At 65.1% G+C, this 18,699-nt stretch carries 12 protein-coding genes; 6 read left to right on the forward strand and 6 right to left on the reverse strand.

Annotation, left to right across the window (positions count from 1 at the left end):
* The first annotated feature begins 26 nt into the window (after positions 1–26).
* Positions 27–425, forward strand: a complete 399-nt coding sequence (locus tag ACP7BH_RS01415) for a hypothetical protein (protein ID WP_425984307.1) — start codon at positions 27–29, stop codon at positions 423–425.
* 2 nt (positions 426–427) lie between these two features.
* On the opposite strand, the gene ACP7BH_RS01420 is transcribed toward ACP7BH_RS01415, so the two are convergent.
* From ACP7BH_RS01420 to ACP7BH_RS01435, 4 genes are all read right to left on the reverse strand, one after another.
* Complete coding sequence (locus ACP7BH_RS01420) at positions 428–1,354, reverse strand: 2-hydroxyacid dehydrogenase (protein WP_425984305.1); 927 nt, start codon at positions 1,352–1,354, stop codon at positions 428–430.
* A 29-nt stretch (positions 1,355–1,383) separates the two neighbouring features.
* Positions 1,384–3,051, reverse strand: a complete 1,668-nt coding sequence (ettA, locus tag ACP7BH_RS01425) for an energy-dependent translational throttle protein EttA (RefSeq protein WP_135195668.1) — start codon at positions 3,049–3,051, stop codon at positions 1,384–1,386.
* Between the two features lie 112 nt (positions 3,052–3,163).
* Positions 3,164–4,189 (reverse strand): alpha/beta fold hydrolase, encoded by a 1,026-nt coding sequence (locus tag ACP7BH_RS01430; protein WP_425984303.1) that lies wholly within the window; start codon positions 4,187–4,189, stop codon positions 3,164–3,166.
* 56 nt (positions 4,190–4,245) lie between these two features.
* Positions 4,246–4,800, reverse strand: coding sequence for an FKBP-type peptidyl-prolyl cis-trans isomerase (locus tag ACP7BH_RS01435; protein ID WP_425984301.1), 555 nt, complete (start codon positions 4,798–4,800; stop codon positions 4,246–4,248).
* 341 nt (positions 4,801–5,141) lie between these two features.
* On the opposite strand from ACP7BH_RS01435, the gene rpoB reads away from it, so the two are divergent.
* Together rpoB and rpoC are read left to right on the forward strand one after the other, a co-directional pair.
* Positions 5,142–9,257, forward strand: a complete 4,116-nt coding sequence (gene rpoB / locus ACP7BH_RS01440; protein WP_425984299.1) for a DNA-directed RNA polymerase subunit beta — start codon at positions 5,142–5,144, stop codon at positions 9,255–9,257.
* A 103-nt stretch (positions 9,258–9,360) separates the two neighbouring features.
* Positions 9,361–13,557, forward strand: a complete 4,197-nt coding sequence (gene rpoC / locus ACP7BH_RS01445) for a DNA-directed RNA polymerase subunit beta' (protein WP_409718734.1) — start codon at positions 9,361–9,363, stop codon at positions 13,555–13,557.
* A gap of 60 nt (positions 13,558–13,617) precedes the next feature.
* Here rpoC and ACP7BH_RS01450 read toward each other — a convergent pair whose 3' ends face one another.
* Both ACP7BH_RS01450 and ACP7BH_RS01455 read right to left on the reverse strand, forming a co-directional pair.
* A complete protein-coding gene (locus ACP7BH_RS01450; protein ID WP_425984297.1) occupies positions 13,618–14,394 on the reverse strand; it encodes a hypothetical protein in 777 nt (258 codons plus the stop codon).
* Positions 14,391–15,104 carry a hypothetical protein gene (locus ACP7BH_RS01455; protein ID WP_425984295.1) on the reverse strand — a complete coding sequence of 238 codons (714 nt, stop codon included), beginning with the start codon at positions 15,102–15,104 and terminating at the stop codon, positions 14,391–14,393. The genes ACP7BH_RS01450 and ACP7BH_RS01455 overlap by 4 nt, the downstream gene beginning before the upstream one ends.
* Before the next feature lie 393 nt (positions 15,105–15,497).
* On the opposite strand from ACP7BH_RS01455, the gene rpsL reads away from it, so the two are divergent.
* The 3 genes from rpsL (at position 15,498) to fusA (ending at position 18,684) form a co-directional block, all read left to right on the forward strand.
* Positions 15,498–15,872, forward strand: coding sequence for a 30S ribosomal protein S12 (gene rpsL, locus ACP7BH_RS01460; protein WP_008260482.1), 375 nt, complete (start codon positions 15,498–15,500; stop codon positions 15,870–15,872).
* 81 nt (positions 15,873–15,953) lie between these two features.
* On the forward strand, positions 15,954–16,427 hold the full coding sequence (rpsG, locus tag ACP7BH_RS01465) for a 30S ribosomal protein S7 (RefSeq protein ID WP_135195309.1): 474 nt from the start codon (positions 15,954–15,956) through the stop codon (positions 16,425–16,427).
* A gap of 178 nt (positions 16,428–16,605) precedes the next feature.
* Complete coding sequence (gene fusA, locus ACP7BH_RS01470; RefSeq protein ID WP_135195310.1) at positions 16,606–18,684, forward strand: elongation factor G; 2,079 nt, start codon at positions 16,606–16,608, stop codon at positions 18,682–18,684.
* Positions 18,685–18,699: the final 15 nt, after the last annotated feature.

Here is an 18,699-nt window from a genome sequence, read left to right on the forward strand (position 1 = left end):
GTTCGAAGCCCTTTTGGAGCAGTCCCATGCGTCGCCTGTTGATCACCGCTTTCGCTCTCGCCGCCGCCGGTCCGGCACTGGCCCAGAGCGACTTCCCTGAACCGCCGACGCCCCAGATGTCGGGTCCGCCCATGGGGGGACAGATGGGCGGGATGCGGCCGCCGGAACGCGAGAACCTGGCGCAGATGCAGGCGCGGATGACCCAGATGTTCGACCGGCTGGACGCCAATGATGACGATCTGGTCGATGCAAACGAACTGGCCAATGCGCGTGGCGGTCGGATGCTGACGCGGATGGATGCGGACGCGGACGGCCGGGTGACGCGCGACGAGTTCAACATCGGCGTCGACGCCCAGTTCAAGACGCTGGACAGGAACGGCGACGGCGTCGTGACGGCGGACGAACGCCCGCAGCGCCCACGCTGAAGTCAGGCCGCGGGCGTCTTCAGCGGTTCACCCGCGAAATGCGCCTGAAGGTTCTGCATCAACAACATCAGCATGCCCTGCACCCCGGCGGTCGTGGCCCCGGCGGTGTGGGGCGTCAGTACGACGTTGGGCACGTCGGCCCAGCGGTTCGGGTCGGTCGGCTCCTCGATGAAGACATCAAGCGCAGCCTGGCCCAGGCTTCCTGATTTCAGGGCGGCGATCAGGGCGTCTTCGTCCACGACCTGGCCGCGCGAGACATTGACCAGCAGGCCGTCAGGGCCCAGCGCGTCGAGGATGTCGCGCGAGATCAGGCCCTGGTTGGTCTCGTCGGCCTTGCAGGCGACCACGAGGATGTCGCTGGCTTTGGCCAAGGCGAGCAGGCTGTCGGCGCGCGGCCATTCGGCGTCGTGCGGGCGCGGTCCCCACCAACTGACCGCCATACGGAAGGCTTCGGCGCGGTCGGCGACGGCCTTGCCGATATGGCCCAGACCGACGATGCCCAGTTTCTGGCCGCCGAGGGAGGCGGTGATGGTGCGGGTCTCGGCGGTCCAGCCGCCGGAACGGACTTGGCGATCGCCCGAGGCGATCTGGCGACGGGCGGCCAGGATCAGACCCAGGGCGTGATCGGCGACATCCTCGTGATTGACGCCGGGGGCATGGGTGACAGCCAGATCGCGCTCACGGCACCAGTCGATGTCGATGCCGTCATAGCCCGAGGTAAAACAGGCCAGCAGGTCGAGGTTGGGCAGGCGTTCGATCAGCGCCTTGTCCAGCGCAGCCTCGCCCGCGACGATCATGACGCGGATGTCGTGGGCGGCCTCGATCGGCGGGCCTTCCCAGAAGCGATAGACGTCGTAGGCGCTCTCCAGAAACCCCGAGAGCGGGGCGAGATGCCGCTGCATGATGAGAACGGCGGGGCGTTGGGTCATGCAGCGGCTCCTCTTTTCAGGTCAGGCGATCAGCGCCCGAACTTCTGGTGCTGGATGCGCTTGGGAATGATGCTGTCGGCGCCCAGGCGGCGCATCTTGTCCTGTTCATAGGCTTCGAAGTTCCCCTCGAACCATTCCACATGGCCGTCGCCTTCGAAGGCGAGGATGTGGGTGGCCAGACGGTCAAGGAACCAGCGGTCGTGGGAGATGACCACGGCGCAGCCCGCGAAACCCTCAAGAGCCTCTTCGAGGTTCTGCAGGGTTTCGATGTCCAGGTCGTTGGTCGGTTCGTCGAGCAGGATCAGGTTGCCGCCCGAGGCCAGGGTCTTGGCCAGGTGGACGCGGTTACGCTCACCGCCGGACAGTTGGCCGACCTTCTTCTGCTGGTCGCCGCCCTTGAAGTTGAAGCTGCCGACATAGGCGCGGGTGTTGATTTCGCGCTTGCCTACCATCATCACTTCGGTGCCGCCCGAGATGGCCTGCCAGATGGTCTCGTCCGGCTTCAGATCGTCGCGCGACTGATCGACATAGGCCAGCTTGACCGTTTCGCCGACCTTGACGGTGCCGCCGTCAGGGGTTTCCTGGCCGGTGATCAGCTTGAACATGGTCGACTTGCCGGCGCCGTTGGGGCCGATGACGCCGACGATGCCGTTGGGCGGCAGCTTGAAGGTCAGGTTGTCGAACAGGGTCTTGTCGCCATAGGACTTCTTCAGGCCCTCGACTTCCAGCACGACATTGCCCAGGCGCGGGCCAGGCGGGATCTGGATGTGGGCGTGGGTCTGGGCGCCGCGCATCGATTCCTGCTCGTCGACCATCCGCTCGTAGGCGGCCAGACGGGCCTTGGACTTGGCCTGGCGGGCCTTGGCGCCGGAGCGCACCCAGTCCAGTTCGCGGCTGAGGGCGCGCTGGCGGGCTTCGGATTCCGAGTTTTCCTGAATGACGCGCTTGGTCTTGGCTTCAAGCCACGAGGAGTAGTTGCCCTCGTGCGGGTGGCCCTTGCCGCGGTCCAGTTCCAGCGTCCACTTGGTGACCAGATCCAGGAAGTAACGGTCGTGGGTCACCAGGATGACGCAGCCGGGGAAGTTTTCCAGGTGGTGCTGCAGCCAGGCGACGGATTCGGCGTCCAGGTGGTTGGTCGGTTCGTCGAGTAGCAGCATGTCGGGCTTGCTCAGCAGCAGGCGGGCCAGGGCCACGCGACGCTTTTCACCGCCGGACAGGTTGGCCGTCTCCCAATCGTCGGGCGGGCAGCGCAGGGCGCCCATGGCCATTTCGATGCGGCTATCGATGTCCCAGACGTCGCCGGCGTCGATCTTCTCCTGGAGGGCGGTCATCTCCTCCATCAATTCGTCGGTGTAGTTCTCGGCCATTTCAGTGGCGATGGCGTTGAAGCGGTTGACCCACTGCTTCTCTTCACACCAAGCCTCGACGTTCTCGCGAACGTTCAGGCTGTCATCCAGCTTGGGCTCTTGTTCCAAGTAGCCGCGCTTGATGCCGTCGGCGGCGCGCGCCTCGCCGGTGAACTCGGTGTCCAGGCCGGCCATGATCTTCAGCAGGGTGGATTTACCCGAGCCGTTGACGCCCACGACACCGATCTTGGCGTCGTTGTAGAAGCTGAGCCAGATGTTCTCGAAGATCTTTCGGCCGCCGGGGAAGGTCTTGGTCAGACCCTGCATCTGGAAAATATATTGCTGCGCCATGAGGTGCGGTGCGCCCTTCGGGTTCGTCTGATTGGGGAGTTGGGCCGGATGTAGCGATCCTGACGCCCGAGAGCAAATAAGGCGAAAGCCGAACGCACCAAACGATGCCGCGCTAATTGAGCGCCTTCAGCAGGGCCGCGTGGAAGCGGTCGGGATCCTGGGTTTGGGGCGCGTGGCCCAAGTCGGGGAAGGCTACCAGGGTCGCGTCGGGAATGGCCTCGGCGGTGCGGCGGCCAAGGGCAGGATACTGGCCGAGACGGGCCTGGATCTCGGGCGAGGCGCGGTTGGCGCCGGGGGCGGTGCGATCCGTGCCCCCGATGATCAATGTGGTCGGGGCGGCGATGCGGGCGAACTCATGCGCGATCGGCTGGGTGAAGATCATGTCCGAGGTAAGGGCCTGGTTCCAGGCGACGGCGTCGCCGCCCGGTCCGGCGTACATGCCCGCCAGCATGGCGACGGGTTCGTCGTATTCGGGTCGCCACTGGCCGTCGTAATAGACCTTCTGCTGATAGGCCTTGATGCTGTCGAAGGTGGTGCGGCGCTCGTTGGCGTAGGCGGCATCCAGCGGGGCGTAGGGGACGCCCTCGGCCTGCCAGTCTTCCAAGCCGATGGGGTTGACTAGAACCAGGCGCTCGACGGCGTCGGAATGCTGGATGGCGAACCGGGCCGCCAGCATGCCGCCCATGGAATGACCGACGATGACGGCGCGGTCGATGTTCAGGCTGTCGAGCAGGCCCTTGGTGTTGGTCGCCAGTTGCGGGAGGCTGAACTGATAGGCGGCGGGCTTTGAGGCCTTGCAGAAGCCGATCTGGTCGATGGCGATGACGCGGAAACCGGCCTCGGCCAGGACGCGGATGGTGGGCGCCCAGGTGGCGGAGCAGAAGTTCTTGCCGTGCAGCAGGACCGCCGTGCGGCCGTTGGCGGGGCCGGTCGGGGCCACGTCCATATAGGTCATTTCCAGCGGCTGGCGCTGGGACTCGAACGCAAAGGTCTGGACGGGGAAGGGGTAGTCGTAGCCCTCCAGACGGGGGCCGTAGGTCGGCCGGTCCTGGGTCGGGGCCTGTGCCTGATCTTGGGCTGACGCGGTCGTGGCCGCGAGGAGAAGGGCGAGTGAGGCGGGGAGGAGGGTGCGGATCATGATGGGGCCAACGGTACAGGCTGGACCGGCGTTCCGCCCCGCGACCCGTTGTCCGGTCAGCCCGCCGGCTTGACCTCAAGCAGTTCGACCGAGAAGCGCAGGGTCGAGTTGGGCGGCAGTTCGCCGCCGCCGACCCAGCGCGAGCCGTAGCCGAGCGAGGCGGGGATGACGAACTCGTAGATCTCGCCGACGCGCATCAGGGCGACGCCCTCGGTCCAGCCCTTGATGACGCGGTTCAGGGGAAACTCGGCCGGCTCGTTGCGGGAATAGGAGCTGTCGAACTCGCGCCCGTCGATGAAGGTGCCGCGATAGTGGACCTTGACCGTGTCGGAGCCGGAGGGCTGGGCGCCCTCGGGGTGGGCCTTGCCGACGCGGCGGTACTGCAGGCCGCTGGCGGTGGTGGTCCAGCCGCGCCGGGCGCCGTTCCAGGCGAGATAGGCGGTGTTGCCGGCGTCCCAGGCTTCCTGCGGGGTCTGGGAGGTCTGGCCCGCGACGGCGGCGGCCGCACGGGCGGCGGCCGAGGCGGTCTCGGCGTAGGTGACGGGTTCGCCGCGCGTGGCGCAGGCGGACAGGGCGAGGAGGGCGAGTAGGGGCAGGGCGGTGCGTGTCATATGGCGACGCTAGTTGACGCAGATGTCGGCGGCAACGGGATTGGACGGCGGGAATGAAAAGGTTCCGTGGGGCCTTTATTTCGTCGCGAATGCGCGTATATGTGCGCGCTCCGCAACACTCCATATGAGTCTGCGCGCAAGCGCCGAGGCCCGGTCCGTCGCCCTCCGACCGTGCGAAGGCGCGGCTCCTTCCCCAGGGAGCCGGTACATTTCAGGCGTCCTGGTCCGGCAGCGGGCCGAGGGTGGACGCCGAAACCCTGGCTGCGGACGCGGAAACGCGCGCCGTGGCTGCTGCATTTCACGCACGACTTTCCCGGGTCGTGCGTCATGGGAAACACTGAATGACTGACGTCGCCCACGATCTCGCCATCAACGGTCAGATCGCTTCCGCCACCTCGTTCACCGGCAAGAAGCGCATCCGCAAATCCTTCGGGCGTATCCCCGAAGCGGTGGCGATGCCCAACCTGATCGAGGTCCAGCGCGCTTCCTACGAACAGTTCCTGCAGCGTGAGGTCCGTCCGGGCGTCCGCAAGGAGCAGGGCATCGAGGCGGTCTTCAAGTCGGTGTTCCCGATCAAGGACTTCAACGAACGCGCCATCCTTGAATACGTCTCGTACGAGTTCGAAGAGCCGAAATACGACGTCGAGGAGTGCATCCAGCGCGACATGACCTATGCCGCGCCGCTGAAGGTCAAGCTGCGCCTGATCGTGTTCGAGACCGACGAGGAAACGGGAGCCCGTTCGGTCAAGGACATCAAGGAGCAGGACGTCTACATGGGCGACATCCCGCTCATGACGGACAAGGGCACCTTCATCGTCAACGGCACCGAGCGCGTGATCGTCTCGCAGATGCACCGTTCGCCGGGCGTCTTCTTCGACCACGACAAGGGCAAGACGCACAGCTCGGGCAAGCTGCTGTTTGCCGCCCGCGTGATCCCGTACCGCGGTTCGTGGCTCGACTTCGAGTTCGACGCCAAGGACGTGGTCTATGTCCGCATCGACCGCCGCCGCAAGCTGCCGGCCACGACCTTCCTGATGGGTCTGGGCATGGACGGCGAAGAAATCCTGAAGACCTTCTACGAGACCGTGCCTTACGAGAAGCGCGGCGAGGGCTGGGTCACGCCGTACAAGGCCGAGCGCTGGCGCGGTGTGAAGCCGGAGTTCGACCTGGTCGACGCCGACACCGGCGAAGTGATCGCCCAGGCCGGCCAGAAGATCAGCGCGCGCGCCGCCAAGAAGCTGGGCGACACCACGACCTCGCTGTCGCTGGCCGCAGACGCCCTGGTCACCAAGTACCTGGCCAATGACGCCGTCAACTTCGAGACCGGCGAGATCTTCGCCGAGGCCGGCGACGAGTTGGACGCCCCGACCATCGATGTGCTGGAGCAAAACGGCTTCACCACCATCGAGGTGCTGGACATCGACCACGTCACGGTCGGCGCCTACATGCGCAACACCCTGCGGGTGGACAAGAACGACAACCGCGAGGACGCCCTGTTCGACGTCTATCGCGTGATGCGTCCGGGCGAGCCGCCCACCCCGGAAGCCGCCGAGAACATGTTCAACTCGCTGTTCTTCGACAGCGAACGCTACGACCTGTCGGCCGTCGGCCGGGTCAAGATGAACATGCGCCTGGAGACCCCCGAGGTTTCCGACGAGATCCGCGTCCTGCGCAAGGACGACGTGCTGAAGGTGCTGCAGATCCTGGTCGGCCTGAAGGACGGCCGTGGCGAGATCGACGACATCGACAACCTGGGCAACCGCCGGGTCCGTTCGGTCGGCGAGCTGCTGGAAAACCAGTACCGCGTCGGTCTGCTGCGGATGGAGCGCGCCATCAAGGAGCGCATGTCCTCGGTCGACATCGACACGGTGATGCCGCACGACCTGATCAACGCCAAGCCGGCCGCCGCTGCGGTGCGCGAGTTCTTCGGTTCGTCGCAGCTGTCGCAGTTTATGGACCAGACGAACCCGCTGTCGGAAATCACCCACAAGCGTCGCCTTTCGGCGCTTGGCCCGGGCGGTCTGACGCGTGAGCGCGCGGGCTTCGAAGTCCGCGACGTCCACCCGACCCACTACGGCCGCATCTGCCCGATCGAAACGCCGGAAGGCCCGAACATCGGCCTGATCAACTCGCTGGCCACCCATGCGCGCGTCAACAAATACGGCTTCATCGAGAGCCCGTACCGTCGCGTGAAGGACGGCGTGGCCCAGAACGAGGTGGTCTACATCTCGGCCATGGAAGAGTCGAAATACACGATCGCCCAGGCCAATATCGAACTGAAGAACGGCAGCATCGTCGAGGACCTGGTCCCCGGCCGGATCAACGGCGAATCCCAGCTGCTGAACCGCGACGCCGTGGACATGATGGACGTGTCGCCGAAGCAGGTCGTTTCGGTCGCCGCCGCCCTGATCCCATTCCTGGAAAACGATGACGCCAACCGCGCGCTTATGGGCGCGAACATGCAACGTCAGGCCGTGCCTCTGGTGCAGTCGGACGCGCCGCTGGTCGGCACCGGCATGGAAGCGGTCGTGGCCGTGGACTCCGGCGCCGTCGTGGTCGCCCGTCGTGAAGGCGTCGTCGAACAGATCGACGGCACCCGGATCGTCGTGCGCGCCACCGGCGACGTGGACGCCGCCCGTTCGGGCGTCGACATCTATCGCCTGTCGAAGTTCCAGCGTTCCAACCAATCGACCTGCATCAACCAGCGCCCGATCGTGCGCGTGGGCGACCAGGTGAAGGCCGGCGACGTCATCGCCGACGGCCCGTCGACGGACCTGGGCGAACTGGCCCTGGGCCGCAACGCCCTCGTCGCCTTCATGCCCTGGAACGGCTACAACTTCGAAGACTCCATCCTGATCTCGGAGCGCATCGTGCGCGACGACGTCTTCACCTCCATCCACCTCGAAGAGTTCGAAGTGATGGCGCGTGATACGAAGTTGGGTCCGGAAGAAATCACCCGCGACATCCCCAACGTCGGCGAGGAAGCCCTGCGCAACCTCGACGAAGCGGGCATCGTGGCCATCGGCGCCGAAGTCCAGCCGGGCGATATCCTGGTCGGCAAGGTGACGCCGAAGGGCGAAAGCCCGATGACCCCGGAAGAGAAGCTGCTGCGCGCCATCTTCGGCGAGAAGGCTTCGGACGTGCGCGACACCTCCCTGCGCCTGCCGCCCGGCGTCGCCGGCACGATCGTGGACGTTCGCGTCTTCAACCGTCACGGCGTCGACAAGGACGAGCGCGCCATGGCGATCGAACGCGCCGAGATCGAACGCCTGGGCAAGGACCGCGACGACGAGCTCAAGATCCTTGAACGCAACGTCTATGGCCGCCTGAAGCCGCTGATCATCGGCAAGAACGCCGTGTCGGGACCCAAGGGTATCGGCCGCGGCGAACTGACCGACGAGAAGCTGGCCGAGGTCAGCCGTGGTCTGTGGTGGCAGATCGCCCTGGACGACGAAAAGGCCATGGGCGAGCTGGAAGCGATGAAGCGCCAGTTCGAAGACGCGCGTAAGCAACTGGACCGTCGTTTCGAAGACAAGGTCGAGAAGCTGCAACGCGGCGACGAACTGCCCCCCGGCGTGATGAAGATGGTCAAGGTCTTCGTGGCCGTGAAGCGCAAGCTTCAGCCCGGCGACAAGATGGCCGGCCGTCACGGAAACAAGGGCGTCATCTCCAAGATCCTGCCGATCGAGGACATGCCGCACCTGGAAGACGGCACGCACGTGGACGTCGTTCTGAACCCGCTGGGCGTGCCTTCGCGCATGAACATCGGCCAGATCTTCGAAACCCACCTGGGTTGGGCCGCAGCCGGCCTAGGCAAGCAGATCTCCGGTCTGCTGGAAGCCTGGCAGGGTGGTGGCCAGAAGCAGGCCCTGATCGATCGTCTGACGCATATCTACGGCGCGGAAACCCCGTTGCCGCAGGATGAGGAAGAGCTGATCGAGCTGGCGAAGAACCTGTCCAAGGGCGTGCCCTTCGCGACTCCGGTCTTCGACGGTGCGCACATCGGCGACATCGAACGCCTGCTGGAAGAAGCTGGTCTGAACAAGTCGGCCCAGTCGATCCTGTACGACGGTCAGACGGGTGAGCAGTTCAAGCGTCCGGTCACGGTCGGCTACATCTACATGCTGAAGCTGCACCACCTGGTCGACGACAAGATCCACGCCCGCTCCATCGGTCCGTACTCGCTCGTCACCCAGCAACCGCTGGGCGGCAAGGCGCAGTTCGGCGGTCAGCGCTTCGGGGAAATGGAGGTCTGGGCTCTGGAAGCCTACGGCGCCGCCTACACCCTGCAGGAGATGCTGACGGTGAAGTCCGACGACGTGGCCGGACGGACCAAGGTCTACGAGGCCATCGTCCGCGGCGACGACAGCTTCGAGGCCGGCATTCCCGAGAGCTTCAACGTGCTCATCAAGGAAATGCGTTCGCTGGGTCTGAACGTGGAGCTGGGGAACAGCTGAGCCGGATCACGAGCCCTCTCCCGCCAAGGCGGGAGAGGGCGATCCCTCCGCTTCTCTCCGTTCTGAATAATTTTCGCGGGTCTACCCCGCAGAAGGAATCAAGATGAACCAGGAAGTCCTGAACATCTTCAACCCGGTCCCGGTCACCCCGACCTTCGACCAGATCAAGATCGCCCTGGCCTCGCCGGAAAAGATCCGTTCGTGGTCGTTCGGCGAGATCAAGAAGCCGGAAACCATCAACTACCGCACGTTCAAGCCCGAGCGTGACGGCCTGTTCTGCGCGCGTATCTTTGGCCCGACCAAGGACTACGAATGCCTGTGCGGCAAGTACAAGCGCATGAAGTACAAGGGCATCATCTGCGAGAAGTGCGGCGTCGAAGTCACGCTGGCTCGCGTTCGCCGCGAGCGTATGGGTCACATCGACCTGGCCGCCCCGGTCGCCCACATCTGGTTCCTGAAGTCGCTGCCGTCGCGCATCTCGCTGATGCTGGACATGGCGCTGAAGGACGTGGAACGTGTCCTGTATTTCGAGAACTACATCGTCACCGAGCCGGGCCTGACCCCGCTGAAGCAGAACCAACTGCTGACGGAAGACGAGTTCTATCGTTACCAGGAAGAGTTCGGCGATGACGGCTTCACCGCCGAAATCGGCGCCGAGGCAGTACGCAACCTGCTGATGGGCATCGACCTGCACGCCGAGGCTGAAAAGCACCGCGGCGAGCTGGCGGACAGCCCTTCGGAAATGAAGGCCAAGAAGGCGTCCAAGCGCCTGAAGCTGATCGAGGCCTTCCTGGAATCGGGCAACAAGCCCGAGTGGATGATCCTGACGATCGTGCCGGTCATCCCGCCGGAACTGCGTCCCCTGGTGCCGCTGGACGGCGGTCGTTTCGCGACCTCCGACCTGAACGACCTGTATCGCCGCGTCATCAACCGCAACAACCGCCTGAAGCGCCTGATGGAGCTCCGCGCGCCGGACATCATCATCCGTAACGAAAAGCGGATGCTGCAAGAGTCCGTCGATGCGCTGTTCGACAACGGCCGTCGCGGTCGCGTCATCACGGGCGCCAACAAGCGTCCGCTGAAGTCGCTGGCCGACATGCTGAAGGGCAAGCAAGGCCGCTTCCGTCAGAACCTTCTGGGCAAGCGCGTCGACTACTCGGGCCGTTCGGTCATCACCGTGGGACCGGAACTGAAGCTGCACGAGTGCGGCCTGCCTAAGAAGATGGCGCTGGAGCTGTTCAAGCCGTTCATCTATGCGCGCCTTGACGCCAAGGGCCTGTCGGGCACCGTCAAGCAATCCAAGCGCATGGTCGAGCGCGAGCAGCCCGCCGTCTGGGACATCCTGGACGAGGTCATCCGCGAGCACCCGGTCCTGCTGAACCGCGCGCCGACGCTTCACCGTCTGGGCATCCAGGCGTTCGAGCCCAAGCTGATCGAGGGCAAGGCCATCCGCCTGCACCCGCTGGTCTGTACGGCGTTCAACGCCGACTTCGACGGCGACCAGATGGCCGTTCACGTCCCGCTGAGCCTTGAGGCCCAGCTGGAAGCACGCGTCCTGATGATGTCGACGAACAACATCCTGTCGCCCGCCAACGGCAAGCCGATCATCGTGCCGTCGCAGGACATCGTCCTGGGCCTGTACTATCTGTCGCTGGTCAAGGACGGCGAGCCGGGTGAAGGCAAGCTGTTCGCCAACATCGGCGAGATCGACGCCGCGCTGGACGCCAAGGTCGTCACCCTGCACACGCGCATCAAGGCGCGCTGGACGGAACAGGACGCCGAAGGCAAGGAGATCACCAAGGTGATCGACACCACGCCGGGCCGGATGAAGCTGGCGGCCCTGCTGCCGCGCAACCCGAACGTCGGCTATCGCCTGCTCGAAAAGAACCTGACCAAGAAGGAAATCGGCAATCTGATCGACGTGGTCTATCGCCACTGCGGTCAGAAGGCGACGGTGATCTTCGCCGACCAGATGATGGGCCTGGGCTTCCGCGAAGCCGCCAAGGCCGGCATCTCGTTCGGCAAGGACGACATCGTGATCCCGGCCAAGAAGGTCGAACTGGTCGCCGAGACCCGCACCCAGGTCGAGGAGTACGAACAACAGTACGCCGACGGCCTGATCACGCGCGGCGAGAAGTACAACAAGGTGGTCGACGCCTGGTCCAAGGCTACGGACCGGATCGCCGACGCCATGATGGCCGAGATCGCGCAACCGCGCGTGCTGATCGAGGGTGAAAACCCCGACATCAACTCGGTGTTCATGATGGCCAACTCCGGCGCCCGTGGTTCGCAGGCGCAGATGAAGCAGCTGGGCGGCATGCGCGGCCTGATGGCCAAGCCTTCCGGCGAGATCATCGAGACGCCGATCACCTCGAACTTCAAGGAAGGCCTGACCGTCCTTGAATACTTCAACTCCACCCACGGCGCCCGTAAGGGTCTGGCCGACACCGCGCTGAAGACCGCCAACTCGGGTTACCTGACCCGTCGCCTGGTGGACGTTGCGCAGGACTCCATCGTCACCGAGATCGACTGTGGCTCGACGCGCGGCATCACGCTGCGTGCGGTTATGGAAGGCGGCGACGTGCTGGTCTCGCTGGGTCAGCGCATTCTGGGTCGCTATGCGGCCGAGGACATCAAGGAGCCGGGCACCGATAACGTCCTGTTCCCCGCCGACACCTATCTGGTGGAAGAGGTCGCCGAGGTCGTCGAGGCCGCCGGCGTCCAGTCGGTCAAGGTCCGTTCGGCCCTGACCTGCGAGGCGGAAGCCGGCATCTGCGCCCACTGCTACGGGCGTGACCTGGCGCGCGGCACCAACGTCAACATCGGCGAAGCGGTCGGCGTCATCGCCGCCCAGTCGATCGGCGAGCCGGGCACCCAGCTGACCATGCGGACCTTCCACATTGGCGGTACGGCGCAGGTGGCGGAAACCTCCTTCATGGAGGCGACCAACGCCGGCGTGGCCAAGATCACCGGCCCGACCGTCATCGCCGCCCACGGCGACCTGGTCTCCATGAGCCGCAACGTCATCGTGACCGTGGTCGTGGACGGCAAGGACCGCGAGACGCACAAGGCCCCTTACGGCGCCCGCATCCGCGTCAAGGAAGGCAGCGAGGTCAAGAAGAACCAACGTCTGGCGGAGTGGGACCCCTACACCACCCCCATCCTGACGGAAGTCGGCGGCATCATTCGCTTCGAGGATCTGGTGGAAGGCCTGTCGGTCAAGGAAGAAACCGACGAAGCGACGGGCATCGCCCAGCGCGTCGTCAGCGACTGGCGCGCCAGCCCGCGCGGTTCGGACCTGCGTCCGGCCATGGGCGTCACCCTGGGCGACGGCTACGCCAAGCTGGCTTCGGGCTCAGACGCCCGTTACCTGCTGCCCGTGGGCGCGGTTCTGTCCGTGTCGAACGGCGACGAGGTCAAGCCGGGCGAGATCATCGCCCGCGTTCCGACCGAAGGAGCCAAGACCCGCGACATCACCGGCGGTCTGCCGCGCGTCGCCGAACTGTTCGAAGCTCGCCGTCCCAAGGACTGCGCGGTCATCGCCGAGATGGATGGTCGCGTCGAATTCGGCCGCGACTACAAGAACAAGCGCCGCATCAAGATCACGCCGGAAGTCAACGCCGACGGCGTGCAGGCCGAACCGGTCGAGTTCCTGATCCCGAAGGGCAAGTACATCTCCGTCCAGGACGGCGACCTGATCCAGAAGGGCGACTACATCATCGACGGCAACCCGGATCCGCACGACCTGCTGCGCATCCAGGGCGTCGAGGCGCTGGCCGAGTATCTGGTGAACGAAGTGCAGGAGGTCTATCGCCTGCAAGGCGTGCCGATCAACGACAAGCACATCGAAGTCATCGTGCGTCAGATGCTGCAGAAGGTCGAAGTCCTGGATTCGGGTGAAACCACCCTGATCCGCGGCGACACCGTCGAAGTCGCCGAAGCCGTGCTGGAAAACCAGAAGGTCGAGAAGCGTGGCGGCCGTCAGGCCACCACCCAGCCCGTCCTGCTGGGCATCACCAAGGCGTCGCTGCAGACCCGCAGCTTCATCTCGGCGGCGTCGTTCCAGGAGACCACCCGCGTCCTCACCGACGCCTCGGTCCACGGCAAGAAGGACATGCTGGAAGGCCTGAAGGAAAACGTCATCGTCGGCCGACTGATCCCGGCAGGCACCGGCGCCTACCTGCGCGCCCTGCAGAAGATCGCCAACGATCGCGATGCAGAGCTGACCCAGGCCCGCGAAGACTCGATCGAGCCGTTGCCGGCCGATCTGCAACTGGAGCTGGAGAGCAGCGAAAGCTGATCTTCCGTTTCGGAAGCGAAGACATGAAGGGGCGGCGCTGGAAACGGCGCCGCCCTTTTTCTATGGCTGACGGCGACGTTCGCCACGGTTGATCGTCGTTTCTGCGCCCTGGCGCATGTCCACGCCAGGAACGTCAGGCAGTTGGGCACCGGCGCAGCCCGTGCCGAAGTTCGATCCCACGCAGTCCGCCGGGCCGACCACGCCCACGCCGCCTGACAAGGGGCGGCGGCGTTGCTCCCATTCCGCCAGACGACGCGCCCCCTCGCGGGCGAAGGCGGCGTCGCGCTCGGGATTGCCGGTGCCGGTGATGGGGGCGGCGTTCAGGCCGCGCCGCATGGCGTCCTCGCGACAGTTGGCGCGCTCGGCAGTGCTGAGCTGTTGGGGCGTTGTGCAGCCGATCAGGCCCTGACGCAGGGTGCGGGCCATGGCGTTCGAACGGTCATTCGGATTGACCGTCCAAGCGTCGGGCGGGGCGGTGACGCCCTGGGGCGAGGGGGCGGCGATCCGGGGACGGAGGGGCGCGGGGCGAACATCCTGCGGCGTCTCCGGGCGCGCAGAGGGGGCGGCGACCTCGCGGGCGTTGCGAGGCGTCGTCGTGGCGTCGCTGGCGGGGGGCGTCTGGACCGGGATGCGCGGCTGCTCGTCGGGCAGGAGAGGGCGCGGCGTGATGTCGACATAGATCGGCGGCGGCTCTGAAACGAAGTCGGGTCTTTTGATGCCGGGCGCCGTGAACGACAGGAAGGCGATCAGGGCCGTGTTGATGACGACCGAGGCCGTCGCCAGCCCAGCCTTGCGCCAGTCGGGCCGTCCGGGGCGTGGCAAGGGCAGGGCGGTCATTCGCGGCGCTTTCTGAGGTTGGGCAGGAAGCCGTCTCGCGAGGAGAATAGCTCGACTTGCACGGTCACGCCTTCACAACCGGCGATCGGATTGGGGCGTTCGCACGGCGGATCGCCTCGGGTCGGCATGGCGCGCTGCGCCTCCCACGCGGCAAGACGGCGCGCGCCGTGGCGGGCGAAAGTCGCATCGCGTTCCGCATTCCCCGTCCCAGCGATGGCGCGCGCGTTCTCGCGCCCGGCCCAGCGTTCGTCGCAACGACGTCGCGCCTCTGGCGACAATCGTTGTGGGGCGTCGCAGGACAGGATCGCGCCGTTCGATCCCGGCGTGACCGCGCCGACCCGCCACCGGGCGTCGATGGCGTCGTTCTCGGCAGGGCTGATCGAGGGCGCTGAGGCCGGCGCTGTTTCTGAGATCTGCGATCCCGGCGAATCATCCCGCGTCGTGGGTGTCATATCGCTAAGCGGGGTGGCGGACGCCGGTCTATCAGCGACATCAGCCCCTGCTTGCGGCGTGCGCGCCAGCCTTGGCCAGGCCTCGTCCAAATAGACGATCATCGGTTCGCTTCGCAGCGGTCGATTGCGCGGACCAAGGTCGGTCAGGGACAGTAGGGCGATCGCGCCGGCGTTGAGCCCAACGGCGGTCGCCGCCAGCCCGGCCCTGCGCCAGTCCAGCCGTACCTGCCCCGATCGACCGATCGCAGTCGCGGTCATCACCCCTGGCCCCTCCGTTCGGATCAAGCTGAACGCGAAGCGTGGCAGGTTTCAGGCAACTTGCGGTTCTATTGGAGACGGCCAAGCTTTGAGGGACAGGGCGGCGGTGGCGAGGTGTTAACGCCGCCTTCTTGACCTTGGCCCCTATCGCGCGTAGAAGCCGCCCACTTTCGAGGCGTGGCCGGTTCGCCGGTTGCTGAGATCGTGACAATCTAACGGACGGCCTGTGCGCCGCCGGAACGCCCAAAGCGCGCGTTCCGGTTTTTCTGTTTGTCGTTACGGCATCAGTCTCGATGACACCCGGGCGAGGGGATGGTCCCCCGTTCACAAGAAGGCGAGAGGCGCTTCGGTCGAAAGACACACGCCTCCATCAGAAGTCGAGATAAGTTTCGAATGCCTACGATCAACCAACTGATCCGCAAGCCGCGCAAGCCCAAGCCCACCCGTAACAAGGTGCCGGCTCTGGAGGGTTCGCCCCAGCGTCGCGGCGTTTGCACCCGCGTCTATACGACGACCCCGAAGAAGCCCAACTCGGCTCTGCGTAAGGTCGCCAAGGTCCGTCTGGCCAAGAACGGCTACGAAGCCGTTTGCTACATCCCCGGTGAAGGCCACAACCTTCAGGAACACTCGGTTGTTCTGATCCGCGGCGGCCGCGTGAAGGACTTGCCCGGCGTTCGCTACCACATCCTGCGCGGCGTGCTCGACACGCAAGGCGTCAAGGACCGCAAGCAGCGTCGTTCGCACTACGGCGCCAAGCGTCCGAAGTAAGCCATTCCTCTCCGGGCCGTCGCGCCCGGAGGCCTTTTCGAGATCTTCCCGGCGTGCGCCGGGCACTGCAAGGAATAACCTATGTCGCGTCGTCACCGCGCCCAGAAGCGTGAAGTTCTGCCGGATCCCAAGTTCGGGGACCTGATCGTCACCAAGTTCATGAACTACGTCATGTACGAAGGTAAGAAGGCCGTCGCCGAAAACATCGTCTATGGCGCCTTCGACATCCTGGCCGACAAGAAGAAAGACCAAGAGCCGGTCGCGACCTTCCACGCCGCGCTGGACAACGTCGCACCGTCGGTCGAAGTCCGTTCGCGTCGCGTCGGCGGCGCCACTTATCAGGTGCCCGTCGAAGTCCGCCCCGAGCGCCGTCGCGCATTGGCGATCCGCTGGCTGGTAAACGCTGCGCGCAAGCGTGGCGAGAACACCATGACGGAAAAGCTGGCCGCCGAGCTGCTGGACGCCTCGAACAACCGCGGCACCGCGGTCAAGAAGCGCGAAGACACCCACAAGATGGCCGAAGCCAACCGCGCCTTCAGCCACTATCGCTGGTAAGCGTCTTAAAACCGCCAACTGCGGTCACTATCTAAGACTATCCGGCGCGGGCGGTTTGAGTTAAATCGCCCGCGCTCGCTTATCCGCACAGACCGATCTCCCGAGGGCGCTGTTCGCGTCCTGAGAACATTCCCAAAGGGCGCCGGTGGCGCCCGAATTTCTGGCAAGGCACGCTTTCATGGCCCGCACGCACGCGCTCAAGGACTACCGCAACTTCGGCATCATGGCCCACATCGATGCGGGCAAGACGACGACGACCGAGCGGATCCTGTATTACACCGGCAAGAACCATAAGATCGGCGAAGTCCACGACGGCGCCGCGACCATGGACTGGATGGACCAGGAGCAGGAACGCGGCATCACGATCACGTCCGCCGCGACGACCGCTTTCTGGAAAGAAAAGCGCCTCAACATCATCGACACCCCCGGCCACGTGGACTTCACCATTGAAGTCGAGCGTTCGCTGCGCGTGCTCGACGGCGCCGTGACGGTGCTGGACGGCAACGCCGGCGTCGAGCCGCAGACGGAAACCGTCTGGCGCCAGGCCGACAAATATTCGGTGCCGCGCATCGTCTTCGTCAACAAGATGGACAAGATCGGCGCCGACTTCGACGCTTCGGTCCAGTCGATCCGCGACCGCCTGGGCGCCAAGGCCGTGCCGATCCAGTTCCCGATCGGTTCCGAGTCCTCGCTGACCGGCCTGGTCGATATCGTCGAGATGCGTTCGGTCGTCTGGGACAACGACGCCCTGGGCGCCAACTTCACCGTCGGCGAGATCCCGGCTGACCTGGTCGACAAGGCCAACGAAGCCCGCCAGTACCTGATCGACAACGCCGTCGAACTGGACGACGAGGCGATGGAAGCCTACCTCGAAGGCACCGAACCTTCGGTTGAAGTGCTGAAGAAGTGCATCCGTAAGGCCGTGCTGACCGGCGCCTTCTATCCGATCCTGTGCGGCTCGGCCTTCAAGAACAAGGGCGTGCAGACGCTGCTGGACGCCGTGGTCGACTATCTGCCGTCGCCTCTGGACATCCCGCCGACGCCTGGCATCGACTTCAAGACGGAAGAGCCGGTCGTTCGCAAGGCGTCGGACGACGAGCCCCTGTCGGTCCTGGCCTTCAAGATCATGGACGACCCCTTCGTCGGCTCGCTGACCTTCTGCCGCCTTTACTCGGGCAAGATGGAAACGGGCATGAGCCTGCTGAACTCCAGCCGCGACAAGAAAGAGCGCGTCGGCCGGATGCTGCAGATGCACTCCAACAACCGTGAAGACGTCAAGGAAGCCTACGCCGGCGACATCGTCGCCCTGGCCGGCCTGAAGGACACCCGCACCGGCGACACCCTGTGCGATCCGCTGAAGTCGCCCGTCATCCTGGAGAAGATGGAGTTCCCGGCCCCGGTCATCGAGATCTCGGTCGAGCCCAAGACCAAGGCCGACCAGGAGAAGCTGGGCGTCGCCCTGGCCAAGCTGGCTTCGGAAGATCCGTCCTTCACCGTCTCGACCGACCACGAGTCGGGCCAGACGATCCTGAAGGGGATGGGCGAGCTTCACCTGGACATCAAGATCGACATCCTGAAGCGCACCTACAAGGTCGAGGCCACCATTGGCGCGCCGCAGGTCGCCTATCGTGAATCGCTGGGCCGCAAGGTCGATATCGACTACACGCACAAGAAGCAGACCGGCGGTACGGGCCAGTTCGCCCGCGTCATGCTGACCTTCGAACCCGGCGAGCCGGGCTCGGGCTTCGTGTTCGAGAACTCGATCGTCGGCGGCGCAGTGCCCAAGGAATACATCCCCGGCGTCGAAAAGGGCCTGAACTCCATCAAGGACTCGGGTCTGCTGGCGGGCTTCCCGCTGATCGACTTCAAAGCGACCCTGACGGACGGAAAATACCACGACGTCGACTCCAGCGTGCTGGCGTTCGAAATCGCGGCCCGCGCCGCCTTCCGCGAACTGAAGGAAAAGGGCGCGCCGAAGCTGCTTGAGCCGATCATGGCGGTCGAGGTCGTGACCCCCGAGGAATACCTCGGCTCGGTTATCGGCGACCTGAACGGCCGTCGCGGCATGATCCAGGGTCAGGACATGCGCGGCAACGCCACTGTCGTGAACGCCTTCGTGCCGCTGGCCAACATGTTCGGCTATGTGAACACGCTGCGCGGCATGTCGCAGGGTCGCGCCCAGTTCACGATGCAATACGATCACTACGAGCCGGTGCCGCAACACGTCGCCGACGAAGTGATCAAGAAGTACGCCTAAGCTTTCCCTTTTCGG

Source organism: Brevundimonas sp. TWP2-1 (assembly GCF_049897645.1).
In the GTDB taxonomy this organism is placed as follows: domain Bacteria; phylum Pseudomonadota; class Alphaproteobacteria; order Caulobacterales; family Caulobacteraceae; genus Brevundimonas.